This window comes from Stenotrophomonas sp. SXG-1 (genome assembly GCF_014083965.1).
Classification (GTDB): Bacteria; Pseudomonadota; Gammaproteobacteria; order Xanthomonadales; family Xanthomonadaceae; genus Stenotrophomonas; species Stenotrophomonas geniculata.
The window spans coordinates 728,666-741,998 of the sequence record NZ_CP046588.1 but is presented as its reverse complement, the minus strand read 5'-3'; the positions used below and the strand labels follow the sequence as shown (position 1 = coordinate 741,998).

At 67.5% G+C, this 13,333-nt stretch carries 11 protein-coding genes; 4 read left to right on the top strand and 7 right to left on the bottom strand.

Going from position 1 to position 13,333, the window contains the following annotated elements; all coding sequences use genetic code 11:
* Positions 1-85 precede the first annotated feature (85 nt).
* A complete protein-coding gene (locus GOC52_RS03255; protein ID WP_043398033.1) occupies positions 86-730 on the bottom strand; it encodes an arylesterase in 645 nt (214 codons plus the stop codon).
* Between the two features lie 75 nt (positions 731-805).
* Between GOC52_RS03255 and GOC52_RS03250 the strand changes: the two genes are divergently transcribed.
* Positions 806-1,453: an ABC transporter ATP-binding protein gene (locus GOC52_RS03250; RefSeq protein ID WP_010481858.1), complete on the top strand. Its 648-nt coding sequence runs from the start codon at positions 806-808 to the stop codon at positions 1,451-1,453.
* A complete protein-coding gene (locus tag GOC52_RS03245) occupies positions 1,450-3,963 on the top strand; it encodes an ABC transporter permease (protein ID WP_043398026.1) in 2,514 nt (837 codons plus the stop codon). The genes GOC52_RS03250 and GOC52_RS03245 overlap by 4 nt, the downstream gene beginning before the upstream one ends.
* A gap of 107 nt (positions 3,964-4,070) precedes the next feature.
* On the opposite strand, the gene GOC52_RS03240 is transcribed toward GOC52_RS03245, so the two are convergent.
* From GOC52_RS03240 to GOC52_RS03220, 5 genes are all read right to left on the bottom strand, one after another.
* A complete protein-coding gene (locus GOC52_RS03240) occupies positions 4,071-4,997 on the bottom strand; it encodes a DUF6607 family protein (protein WP_043398024.1) in 927 nt (308 codons plus the stop codon).
* A 73-nt stretch (positions 4,998-5,070) separates the two neighbouring features.
* Positions 5,071-5,670, bottom strand: coding sequence for a ChuX/HutX family heme-like substrate-binding protein (locus GOC52_RS03235; RefSeq protein ID WP_043398020.1), 600 nt, complete (start codon positions 5,668-5,670; stop codon positions 5,071-5,073).
* 4 nt (positions 5,671-5,674) lie between these two features.
* Entirely contained in the window at positions 5,675-7,918 is a 2,244-nt protein-coding gene (locus GOC52_RS03230) for a TonB-dependent hemoglobin/transferrin/lactoferrin family receptor (protein ID WP_458309522.1), read from the bottom strand.
* A gap of 154 nt (positions 7,919-8,072) precedes the next feature.
* Positions 8,073-8,267: a hemin uptake protein HemP gene (gene hemP / locus GOC52_RS03225; protein ID WP_005412278.1), complete on the bottom strand. Its 195-nt coding sequence runs from the start codon at positions 8,265-8,267 to the stop codon at positions 8,073-8,075.
* A 246-nt stretch (positions 8,268-8,513) separates the two neighbouring features.
* Positions 8,514-9,485: an aldo/keto reductase gene (locus GOC52_RS03220; RefSeq protein WP_032129941.1), complete on the bottom strand. Its 972-nt coding sequence runs from the start codon at positions 9,483-9,485 to the stop codon at positions 8,514-8,516.
* Between the two features lie 193 nt (positions 9,486-9,678).
* Here GOC52_RS03220 and GOC52_RS03215 point away from each other — a divergent pair, with 193 nt between their 5' ends.
* Positions 9,679-10,977 (top strand): NupC/NupG family nucleoside CNT transporter, encoded by a 1,299-nt coding sequence (locus tag GOC52_RS03215; RefSeq protein ID WP_010481870.1) that lies wholly within the window; start codon positions 9,679-9,681, stop codon positions 10,975-10,977.
* A 25-nt stretch (positions 10,978-11,002) separates the two neighbouring features.
* Complete coding sequence (locus GOC52_RS03210) at positions 11,003-11,968, top strand: ribokinase (RefSeq protein ID WP_010481872.1); 966 nt, start codon at positions 11,003-11,005, stop codon at positions 11,966-11,968.
* Between the two features lie 64 nt (positions 11,969-12,032).
* On the opposite strand, the gene GOC52_RS03205 is transcribed toward GOC52_RS03210, so the two are convergent.
* Positions 12,033-13,253, bottom strand: coding sequence for an MFS transporter (locus tag GOC52_RS03205; protein ID WP_191850677.1), 1,221 nt, complete (start codon positions 13,251-13,253; stop codon positions 12,033-12,035).
* Positions 13,254-13,333 lie beyond the last annotated feature (80 nt).

Sequence of the window (13,333 nt, the reverse complement as noted above, 5' to 3'; positions counted from 1 at the left end):
GATTCCCTCTAACTTCAGCTTTGTGAAACATGCCGGATCGACGGTGGACGCGATGTGAAGTTCCGTCAAGAGGGAAGTAAATCGTTCAGAGCAGAGGGCGCAGCAGCGGCCAGACGTTGTCCAGCACCTTCGGCTGCGCCTGTGCGGTCGGGTGCAGGCCATCGGCCTGCATCATGCCCGGCTGCAGGGCCACGCCCTCCAGCAGGAACGGCAGCAGCGGCACCTTGTACTGCGTGGCCAGCGCCTTGTAGGCCGCGGCCAGGCGCTGGCGGTAGGCCGGGCCGTAGTTGGGCGGAACATCGATGCCCAGCAGCAGCACCTTGGCCCCGGCCTTCTGGCTGGCCTGCACCATCTTTTCCAGGTTGCCCTGCACCTGCGCCGGGGTCAGTCCGCGCAGCGCGTCATTGCCGCCGAGGGCAATCACCACCACGGTCGGTTTTTCCTTCGCCAGCAGGCCCGGCAGGCGGGTCAGCGCGCCGGCGGTGGTTTCCCCGCTCATGCTGGCGTTGACGATGCGTGCCGGGGTTTTCGACTGCTGCCTGACCCGCTGCTGCAGCAGGCTGACCCAGCCGGCGTCGACGGGGATATTGTGGGCTGCACTGAGGCTGTCGCCCAGGACCAGCACGGTGCCGGCCGGACCTTTGGCACAGGCCAGCCCGGGCAGCAGCAGGAACCCTAGCAGCAGCACCATCATCACGCCGGCTCGCCGGCTCCATCCCGTCTTGCGCATTGGAGTCTCCTCATCGACAGCCTGTCCCCCCGCAGCGCGTCCGTTGCCATCGCCGTCGACCAGGTCGGCAAATCCGTGCAGGGCCCGGAGGGTGAAGTCCACATACTGGACAACATCACCCTGACCGTCCATGAAGGCACCAGCGCGGCCATCGTCGGCGCCTCCGGTTCCGGCAAGACCACCCTGCTCGGCCTGCTGGCCGGGCTGGACCTGCCCAGCCGCGGCCGCATAGGCCTGGCCGGGCAGGATCTGGCGGCACTGGATGAGGAAGCACGTGCCCAGCTGCGCGCACGTGAGGTCGGTTTCGTGTTCCAGAGCTTCCACCTGCTGCCGGCGCTGACCGCCGCCGAGAACGTGGCGCTGCCACTGGAGCTGGCCGGGCGCGAGGACCGCGTACGGGTCGATGAAGTGCTGGCCCAGGTCGGCCTGGCCCATCGCGCCCGCCACTACCCGCGCCAGCTGTCCGGCGGCGAGCAGCAGCGCGTGGCACTGGCGCGCGCCTTCGTCACCCGCCCACGCATCCTGTTCGCCGACGAACCGACCGGCTCGCTGGACCACGCCACCGGCCAGCACATCAGCGACCTGCTGTTCGAACTCAACGCGAGCAGCGGCACCACGCTGGTGCTGGTCACCCACGACCTGCGCCTGGCCCAGCGTTGCCAGTACATCCACCGCATCGACAACGGCCGCCTGCTGCCGGTCGAGCGTGGGGCGCAGGCATGAACCTGCTGCGGCACGCGTGGCGCGCGCTGCGCCGCGAGGCGCTGGCCGGCGACCTGCTGACCGTGTTCGCCGCACTGGTGCTGGGCGTGGCAGTGATGACCGCAGTCGGCACGCTGGTGAACCGGGTCAACCTGGCACTGACCGGCAGCGCAGCGGAAATGCTCGGCGGTGACCTCGGCATTGCCGGGCGCGATGACCCGCCGCAGGCGTTCGCCGACGAGGCGCAGCGGCGTGGACTGGCCTTCACCCGTATCGCCAGCTTCGGCAGCGTGCTGTTCAACGGTGATGCCAGCCAGATGGCCAGCATCAAAGCGGTGCAGGCGGGCTATCCACTGCGCGGCACGCTGCGGGTGCGCAGCACGCCCGGTGGCGCGCTGATCGCCGAGGCCGGCATGCCCCCCAAGGGCCAGGCCTATGCCGACCCGCGCCTGCTGCAGGGGCTGGGGCTGAAGGCCGGCGATGACCTCGAATTCGGCGCCGGCACGCTGCGTATCGCCGGCATCATCGAGGCCGAGCCGGATGCCGGTGGCGACCTGTTGACCCTATCCCCCACCCTGCTGGTCAACCGTGCTGACGTGGAGGGCACCGGCCTGCTCGGCCCCGGCAGCCGCATCAACTACCGGCTGATGTTTGCGGGACCGGCGGGGCAGATCGCGTCCCTGCGCGAGTGGCTGCTGCCACAGGTGAAGGGCCTGCGCCTGCTGAGCGTGGATGACACCCAGCGCGGCGTGCGCCAGGCCTTCGACCTGGCCGGCCGCTTCCTCGGCCTGAGCGCGCTGCTGGCGGTGCTGCTGGCGGGCGTGGCCACCGCATTGGCGGCCAACCGCTTCGCCCTGCGCCGCATCGACCAGGTGGCGATCCTGCGCTGCCTCGGTGCGCGCCAGCGCGACATCCTGCTCGGCCTGGCACTGCAGCTGCTGATGCTGGCAGTACCGGCCTGTGCGCTTGGCATCGGCCTGGGCATGGCCGCCCAGGAAGGGCTGGTACAGGTGCTGGGCAGCCTGGTGCCGCAGCGCCTGCCACTGCCGGAGGCAATGCCGGCGCTGACCGGTGCCGGCATCGGCCTGTTGCTGCTGTTCGGCTTCGGCCTGCCACCGCTGCTGCGCCTGCGCGGGGTGCCGCCAATGCGCGTACTCAACCGTTCCTTCGCCACGCTGCCACCGGCCTCGCTGCTGGCCTATGTGGCCGCGCTGGGGGCCAGCCTGGTGCTGGCGGTGCAGGTCACGGGTGACCTCAAGCTGGCGCTGTGGGTACTGGGTGGCCTGGCCGCGCTGGCGGTGGCGGCCGGTGTGGTCGGATTTGTGCTGCTGCAGTTGATGCGCAGCCTGCAGCATCGCCTGCATGGCAACTGGCGACTGGGCCTGGCCGCACTCACCCGGCGCCGGCTGCTGGCGGTGATGCAGCTGGTCGGGCTGTCGCTGTCGCTGTGCGCGCTGTTGCTGCTGGCCGTGACCGGCCCCGGCCTGCTGCAGCAGTGGCGCGAGCGGCTACCGGCAGACACACCCAACTACTTCCTGATCAACATCCAGCCCGAACAGCGCGACAGCGTGCTGGCAACACTGCGTGGGCTGGGTGCCAATGACGCCAGCATCGAACCAATGGCCACCGGGCGCCTGATCGCCATCAACGGCAAGCCGCCGCTGCGCGTGGATCGCGAGCCCGGACAGGACGGGCAACCGGCGCAGGGCGGCCAGCGCGATGACGATGACGAGAACCGGCCGTTGAACTTCAGCTGGCGCAGCACCTTCCCGCCGGCCAATACGCTGGTCAATGGCACGTTCTGGAAGGCCGACAGCACCGCGCCGGAAGCCTCGGTGGAGATCGGCTGGGCCAAACGCTACGGCGTGCATCCGGGCGACCGCATCGCCATTGCCGTGGGCGAACAGGAGCGCGAGTTCACCGTCACCAGCGTGCGCAAGGCGGACTGGAACACCTTCCGGCCGAACTTCTTCGTGCTGCTGAACCCGAATGCGGTGGGCGACACCCCGCACAACCTGCTGTCGGCGTTCCATCTGCCGGCCGGCAAGGCAGCCGGACTGGGCGAGCTGGTACGCGCGCAGCCCAACCTGTCGCTGCTGGACGTGGATGCGGTGATCTCGCAGGTGCGCGATGTGATGGAACGGGTGGCACAGGCGGTGCAGCTGGTGATGGTGTTCAGCCTGCTGGCCGGCGTACTGGTGCTGCTGGCCGCGCTGCAGGCCACGGCGGGCGAGCGTCGCTACGACAGCGCGGTGCTGCGCACGCTGGGCGCGACCCGGCGGCAGCTGCGCGGCGCGGTGCTGGTGGAATTCGGCGCGCTGGGCACCCTGGCCGCGTTGCTGGCGGTGGGGGCGGCGGCCGCCATCGGTGTGGCGGTCTCGCAGAAGGTGTTCGAGCTGCCGTTGCTGCCGCCGTGGCCGGGCCTGCTGATCGGCGGCGTGGTCGGTATCGGGTTGAGCCTGCTGGCGGGCTGGTGGGGTACGCGGGCGATCCTGCATACGCCACCGGCACTGGCCCTGCGCGAGGCCTGAGGCGGCGCCGGACCGGGGCGCGTGCCGAGCAAGCTCGGCACCTACCAAGAGCACATGACGGCGTTGCCAGTGTTCAAGGAACAAGCACATCCACGCATGGCGTGGATCTACTGGGCTTTTTCCACGTACTTGGCGAACACGTCGTCGATCTGCGTGTCCTTCACCTTCTTGCCGGACTGGATTTCTTCGGCCTGGGTGAACAGCGGAATGATCATCGCCATGCCGTCGATCCTGGTCTTCAGGTGCACGCCCGGGGCCTGGGCCAGGAAACCGTCCCAGCGCTGGCGCACCTTGGCCCAGTAACCGGCAGTAGCCTTCCAGTAGTCGCGCGCCGGGGTGAAGTCGACCTCGGTGGTCTTCACGTAGTCGTTGAAGCCGAACTCGCGTGCGATCTCCACCTGGCTGCCGTCGGCGTTGCGCTGCACCTTGGTGTTGAACTGTTCGTGGGTCCAGCCGTTCGGGGTCAGCGTGTGGCGGTTGATCACGGCCAGCGCGTTGTAGTCGCTGCGCTTGGTGTACTCACGGCGCGGCAGCGGGCGCCAGCTCAGGTCGCTGGTCCAGCTCGGCACGTTGTTGGTGTAGCTCCAGGTGCCGGTGCCGCAGTAGCGTGGCGCGTCGCTCACTTCGTACACGCACTGGGTCCAGGCGCCCTGGTTCACCGCCTCCGGAATGCTGCGCACCTTCCAGGTCTGGTCTGCACTGAACTCGAAACGGTTCGGTGCTTCATACACCCAGTCCTGGCGCCAGTGCTTGGTGATGTGGCCGCTCTTCTCGTCCAGCAGCAGGTGCTGCAGCACGATGCGCTTCGGCGTGTCCTCGACCACGATGACCACTTCGCTGCCACCGCTGCGCATCGCCGGTGCACGCTCGTAGCCCGGCTTCAGCAGCACGGTCTCGTCGAACGCGAAGTCCACGGTGTACTCACCCTGCATGGCAAGGATGCTGTCGTGGTCGCGGGCGATATCGGAGGGCTGCGCGCTGGCCACGCCGCTGGCGGCGAGCAGCAGCATGGCGCTGGCTGTCTGGAGCTTCATCGGGGTCTTCCTTCGGGGTTGCAGATTCATTGAGCGGCCATCCGTGGCCAACGGGCGTTCCATCAGGAGAGGGTCACAGGCGGATCAGCGGCAGGTCGCCAGGAATCCGTGGCGCTTGGCGCCGGGCGGCGTCGGCACAACAACAGTCGTCGATTGCCAGTTCGCCTTCAGCGTTTTCCAGGCGTGCGATGCGGCGCGCGGTGGCCGCGCCCAGCGAGGACAGGGTCGACAGGCTGGCCGCCAGGGTGCGCCCGTCGTCGGCGGCATGCAGGCGCAGCGCGCACAGGCGCCAGCGCTGGCCACCGAGATGGCCGGCCAGGCGCCGCCACAGTCGTTCGCCGACGCTGCCATCGCTGTCGTGTTCCGGTCCCGGCGGCAGCGCCGCGACCAGGCGGTCCCAGGCCAGGAAGTCGCTGTCGGGCAGCAGGTACAAACGCCACACGCAGCGGCCGCGGCCATCGAGGAAACACAGGCTCTCGCGCAGGCCTTCACTGTCCACGCCCTGGCAGGCGTGCACGCGTACGGCCTGGCGCCAGCCACCCAGCTCGTTGCCGTCGGCGTGGTACAGGCACAACACGGTGCCGAGCGTGGCCAGCTGTGCCGGGGTCGGCCAGGCCGCGCTGTGCGGCGCGGCGATGGAGTCATTCCTGCGTGCGGACAGTGCTCGGCTCATGAGGTCACCAGGAAACGGCAAGGCTGGCGGAGAAGGTGCGGCCCGGGCTGCTGAAACGATCGCTCAGTGCGCGATTGGTGATCAGGCTCGGGGTGATCGACGACCATTCGATGTAGCGCTTGTCGGCCAGGTTGAACACGCCGACATTGAAGGTTGCACCCGGTGCGAAGTTCCAGTGCGCCATCAGGTCGAGCACGCCATAGCCGGCCGGCTGGTAGACGAAGGGTGCCGGTGCGTTCGGATTGGTCTGCGCAGCTGGCGGCGGCAGGCGCTTCTTGCGCTGCACGAAGGTGCCGGCCAGTTCGACGCCCCAGGTATCGGTGTCGTACATCAGGCCCAGCGTGCCACGCAGCGGATCGACCGAGGCCAGCGGTTCGTCATCGGTCCGGTTGTCACCACGCGACCATGCCAATGCACTGCGCAGCGCCCAGCCCTTCAGCGCCGGGCTGAGCTCGCCGAACTCGATGCCGGCCTTCATTTCCGCGCCATAGATGCGTGCCTCGGCGATGTTCTGCGACTGGAACACGGTCAAACCCTGTGCGTTGCGGCCGGTATCGACGTTGGACTGGATGAAATCCTTGTAGTCGTTGTAGTAGCCGCTGACGCTGACGTACGCCGCCGGCGCGATGAAGCGCAGGCCCAGTTCGTAGCCGTCGCTGGTTTCCGGCTTCAGGTCCGGATTGGCGATGGCGGTATAGCGGAAGGCGACATTGGTCAGGCCGATGTTGACGTCGTTGTACGGCGGCGAACGGAAGCCACGCGCATAACCGGCGAACAGCGACCACTGGTCGGTGAAGCGCCAGACCATGCCCAGCTTCGGCGACACGCTGGTCTTCTTCAGCTGCGCCACGGCCGTGGTCGGGTTGTCTTCGGCGAAGATGCTGTCCACTTCCGGCTTCAGCTCGTAGCGGTCCACGCGCACGCCCGGCACCAGCGACAGCTTGCCGTCGGCCAGGCGCATCTCATCCTGTGCATACAGGCCCAGCTCGGTGGTCTTGCTGATCGGGAAGTCACGCACCGGGAAGGTGTCCGGCAGCACCGTGTTGCTGACCACGCCCGCCTTGCTGACCTGGTAGCCGTCGCGCTTCTGGCGGATCTCGGTACGGGTGCCTTCGAAACCGTAGGTCACTGCGTGCTCGACGCTGCCGGTGGTGAACGCCTTGTTGAACTGCGCCTGCAGGCCATAGGCATGCTGGTCGAAGGAGAACACGCGGTGGCGGCGGGTGCCGTCGGTGCGCGTTTCGTCGGTCTGCTGCCGGGTTTCGCTGTTCTGCGCGTACACCTGCCAGTGCAGGCTGTCGGCGAACGGCTGGTCCAGCGCATCCATTTCGTGGGCGAAGGACACTCGATTGCGCTTCTGGGTGTCGTGGGACTTCATGCCAGTGGCCGCAGCCGTCGCGCCGGGACGCGGCGCAACACTGGCAATCGCCGACAGCACATTGGTATCGGTGGTGTCTTCGTTGCCTTCCACGGTCAGGCGGAAGCGCTGGTCTTCGCTGGGTGCATAGACCAGCTTGCTGAGCAGGCTGCGGCCGTCGCGATCCTGCGGATTGGACGCGGTGCGGGTGTCGTTGTCGCTGCGCACCGTGCCCTTGTTGTCGGTTTCCTGGCCCTGGTGGTGGTTGACGTTGACCAGGCCGCTCCAGTGGTCGCCACCAAAGGCGGCCGTGGCACCGCCGAGCAGGCCCTTCCACTCACCGTCGTAGCCGAACTTCAGGCCGAAGTAGCTGTTCTCGCCGTCCTTGAGGTAGTCGGCCGGGTCCTTGGTGACGAACGCGACCACGCCACCGAGTGCATCGGAGCCGTACAGCGAACTGGCCGGGCCACGCACGATCTCCACGCGCTTGAGCGTATCGAGGTCGGTGAAGTTGCGGTTGGAACTGGCGAACGAACCGATGTCGAACCGGGTCGGCATGACGATGCCATCGGTCTGGATGCGCACGCGGTTGCCGTCCAGGCCACGGATGCGGAAACCATCCAGGCCGAAGCGGGTCGCGCTGCGGGTGACCGACAGGCCCGGTTCGTAGCGCACCAGATCCTTGATGTCCTGCACCAGGTGCCGGTCCATCTGCTCACGGTCGATGACGTCCACGGTGGCCGCCACGTCGCTCACGGCCCGCTCGGTGCGGGTGGCGGTGACCTGCACCCGATCGAATTCGCGCGCATCGGGCGCGGCAGTGGCAGCAGCGTGGGCGGACAGCGGCAGCGCCATCCAGACAGCAAGGCAAAGGGCGGTATGGCGGGTCATCGGGTTTGGTCGGTCAGGCAGGGGAACCCCCGGTTACCGGCACACCCGGAAGGTGCACGCGGTAGACCGAGGGGGGAGAGAGCGGGAGCGGACGGGTCGCCCACCCTGTCGGCGCTGCCGGCAGGAGGGAGGGAGGCGGGCGACCAGGCCGCGATTACTTGGTCAGGATCAGCTTGTCGTTGCTGGTGTGCCGCAGGCGATAGAAGCGGTCGCCGTGCTGGATCAGGATTTCACGACGGCCCTTGAGCAGGGCTTCGCTGTCGATGACCTCTTCCGGCGGAACGACGCGGACCGGTCGATCGCGGAGGGTCAGCGTTTCGGGGCGCAGCAGTACAGGTTGAGCATTCATGAGCATCTGGACTCGTGCGAGGGACGAGTTAAATGATAATGATTCTCAGTTGACAATCAACAACCATTCTCAATTTCATTGATGAGATTAATGATCGAATCCGGAAATTCGATAGACATCATCAATCAAAAGATTGGTGCGACCCCTTTGTAGAGTCGAGCCACGCTCGACTGCTCTTGGCGCCGTCGCCAGGAAACGCCCGCGCTGCGCGCGGAGTCGAGCATGGCTCGACTCCACAAAGGGCTGTCAGGCGAAGACGGCTTCGACCTGGGCCCAGCCGGCGGCGTCGACCTGCTCCAGCACGTCCAGTGCCTGCAGGTTCTGCAGCAGCTGGCTGACCCGGCTGGCGCCGAGGATCACGCTGGAGACATTCGGGTTGCGCAGGCACCAGGCAATCGCCAGCGTGGCCGGGGCGTGGCCCAGTGCGCGCGCGACTTCGCTGAAACGGCGCACCTGGCCCAGGCGGGCCCCGGCGTCGGCCCCCAGCACCAGGTCCTGCAACCACTCCATGCCTTCGCGCCCCAGCCGTGCATCGGCCGGGATGCCCTGGTCGTACTTGCCGGTGAGCAGGCCCGAGGCCAGCGGCGAGAAGATGGTGGTGCCCAGGCCGGCACCTGCATACAGCGGCGCGTACTCGACCTCGACCCGCTCGCGGTGCAGCAGGTTGTACTGCGGCTGCTCCATCGACGGGCCCTGCAGGTTGCGCGCCTCGGCGATGTCCAGCGCCTGCTGGATCTGCGCCGCCGACCACTCCGAGGTGCCCCAGTAAAGGATCTTGCCCTGCCGTACCAGGGTATCCATGGCGTGCACGGTCTCGGCGATCGGCGCGTCCGGATCCGGGCGGTGGCAGTAATAAAGGTCCAGGTAGTCCACCCGCAGGCGCTTGAGTGCAGCGTGGCAGGCGTCGGTCACGTGCTTGCGCGACAGTCCGCGCTGGGTCGGTCGCGGGTCCTTGGCGCTGCCGAAGAACACCTTGCTGGACACGCAGAAGCCGTCGCGCGGCAGGCGCAGGTCGGTGATCACGTCCCCCATGACCTGTTCGGCACGGCCGTTGGCATAGCCCTCGGCGTTGTCGAAGAAATTGACGCCATGATCCCAGGCGGCGGCCACCAGGTTGCGGGCCTCATCGCGCGGAACCTGATCGCCGAAGGTCACCCAGGCGCCGAAGGACAAGGCGGAAATCGGCAGGCCGGTGGAGCCCAGGCGACGGTATTGCATGCGAATCTCCTGCTGCGGGCCCGCATCCGGGCCGGGATCGAACCTCATTCTACCTGCCGCCGCCAGCCGCAAGCCCTTGCCGTTGCTGGCCTGATCGGCACCGATGGCCGCGCACACGCTGCTTTTTCTTGCCCCGGCCCCTGCCCTGCACTAGGCTTCCCGTTTTTCGCGACGCCCCAGGGGAGTCACTCACATGGTCGAAGGTTTGGGCAGGATCGGCTTCGGCCTGTTCGGGTTGGCGGTGCTGATCGGCATCACCTGGTTGTTTTCCAATAACAAGCGCGCGGTTGACTGGAAGCTGGTTGCCACCGGTATCACCCTGCAGATCGCCTTTGCGGCGCTGGTGATCCTGGTGCCGGGCGGGCGCGACGTGTTCGACGCGCTGGGCAAGGGCTTCGTCAAGATCCTCAGCTACGTCAACGAGGGCTCGGGCTTCATTTTCGGCTCGTTGATGGACACCAAGAATTACGGCTTCATCTTCGCCTTCCAGGTGTTGCCGACCATCATCTTCTTCTCTGCACTGATGGGGGTGATGTACCACCTCAACATCATGCAGGGCATCGTGCGCGTGATGGCCTGGTCGATCACCAAGGTGATGCGCGTGTCGGGTGCGGAAACCACCAGCGTCTGCGCCAGCGTCTTCATCGGCCAGACCGAGGCGCCGCTGACCGTGCGCCCGTACATCGCCAGGATGACCCAGTCCGAGCTGCTGACCATGATGATCGGCGGCATGGCGCACATCGCCGGCGGCGTGCTGGCAGCCTACGTGGGCATGCTTGGCGGCGGTGATCCGGCGCAGCAGGCGTTCTACGCCAAGCACCTGCTGGCAGCCAGCATCATGGCCGCGCCGGCCACCCTGGTCGTGGCCAAGCTGCTGATTCCGGAAACCGGCACCCCGCTCACCCGCGGCACGGTGAAGATGGAAGTGGAGAAGACCTCCAGCAACATCATCGACGCGGCCGCTGCCGGCGCCGGTGACGGCCTGAAGCTGGCGCTGAACATCGGTGCGATGCTGCTGGCCTTCATCGCCCTGATCGCGCTGCTGAACGCACCGCTGACCTGGATTGGCGATGTGACCGGCCTGGCCGCCGCCATCGGCAAGCCGACCAACCTGTCGACCATCTTCGGTTACGTGCTGGCCCCGATCGCCTGGGTGATCGGCACCCCGTGGGCCGATGCCACCACCGTCGGTTCGCTGATCGGCCAGAAGGTCGTGATCAACGAGTTCGTGGCCTACACCGAGCTGTCGCAGATCGTGAACGGCCAGATCGCCGGCGTGAGCCTGTCCGAGGAAGGTCGCCTGATCGCTACCTACGCGCTGTGCGGCTTCGCCAACTTCAGCTCGATCGCGATCCAGATCGGCGGCATCGGCGGGCTGGCCCCGGAACGTCGCCACGACCTGGCCAAGTTCGGCCTGCGCGCCGTGCTGGGCGGTACCATTGCCACCTTCATGACGGCGACCATCGCCGGCGTGCTGACGCACTTCAGTTGAACCCTTGGTTGAGAAAAGATTCCCTATGAGCAGCAGTGTCGTTGTCGTCGGTTCCTTCAATGTCGATCACGTGTGGCGATGCGAGTCGCTGCCGGCACCGGGTGCGACCATTGCCGGCCGTTACAGCACCGGCCCCGGTGGCAAGGGCTTCAACCAGGCTGTGGCGGCCTGCCGCGCCGGTGCCGACACCCACTTCGTGTGCGCGCTGGGCGACGACGCCGGTGGCGCCACCGCCCGTGAGCTGGCCGCGCAGGACGGCTTCGGTCTGATCGCCGAAGCCAGCAGCGAACCGACCGGCACCGCCGGCATCTATGTGGACGCGCGCGGCCGCAACACCATCGTGATCGGCCCGGGTGCCAACGCCGCGCTGAGCACCGACTTCCTGCAACAGCAGCAGGCGCTGCTGACCGGCGCCAAGGTGGTGCTGGTGCAGCTGGAATCGCCGGTGCAGACCATCGAAGCGGCACTGGCCACGGCCCGCGAGGCCGGCGTCACCACCGTGCTCAACACCGCACCGGCCGATGCCCCCTCCACCATCGGCCTGCTCAAGCTGGCCGATGTGATCACCCCGAACGAGACCGAGTTCGCCGCCCTGCTCGGCCGTCATGTCGGTGAGCGCGTGGATGCCAACGACGTCGCCGCGCTGGATGGCGCCAGCCTGCACGCGCTGTGCCGCAAGCTGGTCGGCAACGGCACGGTGGTGGTGACCCTGGGTTCGGTGGGCGTGTTCGTGTCGCATGCCGACGAGAACCTGCGCGGCGATACCCAGCCGTACTACCGCGTGGGTGCCGAACAGGTGCAGGCGATCGACACCACCGGCGCCGGCGACGCCTTCAACGGTGCGCTGGCCGCATCGCTGGCACAGGTGGCCGACGCCCCGTTCGCCCGTCACGTGCGCTTCGCCAACCAGTTCGCCGGTCGTTCGACCGAGAAGGAAGGTGCCGCTGCGGCAATGCCGCGTTTCACCCCGGCCGACGCCGAAGCAAAGTAATTCCACGCCATGCGTGGATGAAGAAGCCCGGGTGTGCAGACACCCGGGCTTTTCTGTTTGCTTTTCAATGAGGCAGATCCACACCATGCGTGGATGAACGAGACCGCGCAAGCCATCCCAGCAACAGGCCAGCGGCAATCGCCAGCAACGCGACGGCGGCGCCCACCGCGCCCAGCGATGCCAGGCCGAAGCGTTCGATGGCCCCACCTCCCAGCAGCGCACCCAGGCCGATGCCGGCGTTGGCCGCAGACACATTCAAGGTTCCGGCCAGCGCCTGTGCCTGGGGCGCTGCACGCATCACCCGCACCTGGCACAGCGGGAACAATGCGGTATGCGCCACACCCCACAGGACCAATGCGATGAGCACGAATGCGCCGTGGCCGGCCAGCCCGACACTGGCCAGCATGCCCAGCGCCAGCACCGCGCAGAACACCAGGGTCGCGCCCAGGGGCGCACGATCGACCCAGCGCCCACCCAGTGCATTGCCGAGCAGTCCCACGGCGCCGAAGCCCATCAACCACCAGCCCACCTGTGCCCCCGGTACCCGCATCAGCCGCTCCAGTACATCGGCCAGGTAGGTGTAGGCAGCAAACATCGCGGTGAACACCAGCACCGACAGCAGCACATGGCCCAGCAACTGCGGCTGGCGCAGCACACGTGCCTGCTCGCCCAGCGCGCGCCGCGGCCCGGCCACGGTGTCCGGCATCCACAACGCCAGCGCGCCCGCCATCAACAGCGACAGGGCCGCCAACAGCCAGAAGCTGCCGCGCCAACCGAGGGCGTCGGCGGCCAACGTCCCCAGTGGGATACCGAACAGCATTGCGGCGGTGATACCCAGGTAGACCCGCGCGACCGCACGGCCTCCCTGCCCTGCAGGAGCCAGCTGCACAGCAGTCTCGCTGGCGGTGCCCCAGAACACCGGCAGGGCCAGTGCCGGCAGCACCCGCGCCAGCGCCAGCAGCCACGGCTGCGTGGCCATCGCGGCCAGCGCGTTGGAAGCCGCGAACAACAGCAGGATGACCACGAACAGGCGGCGCCGGCCGACGTGTGACAGCAGCGCGGTCAAGGGTGGCCCGGCCAGCATCACGGTGAACGCGAACAAGGTGACCAGCTGCCCCGCTCGGGCGATGCCCAGGCCAAGGTCGCGCGCCAGCGCGGGCAACAGGCCGACGATCAGGAACTCGGTGGTGACGATGACGAAGGCGGACACCGCCAGCAGGACGACTGAAAGACGTGCGCGAGCGTTTGCGTGGACAGCGGTCACGACGGAATCAAGGGAGGACATGGGCGGGCATCAGAACAGGGGTCGCCAGCCTATTTCCTCCGTGAGTTCCGATTGCTGCTATGTTTTCCATCGATTCCGGA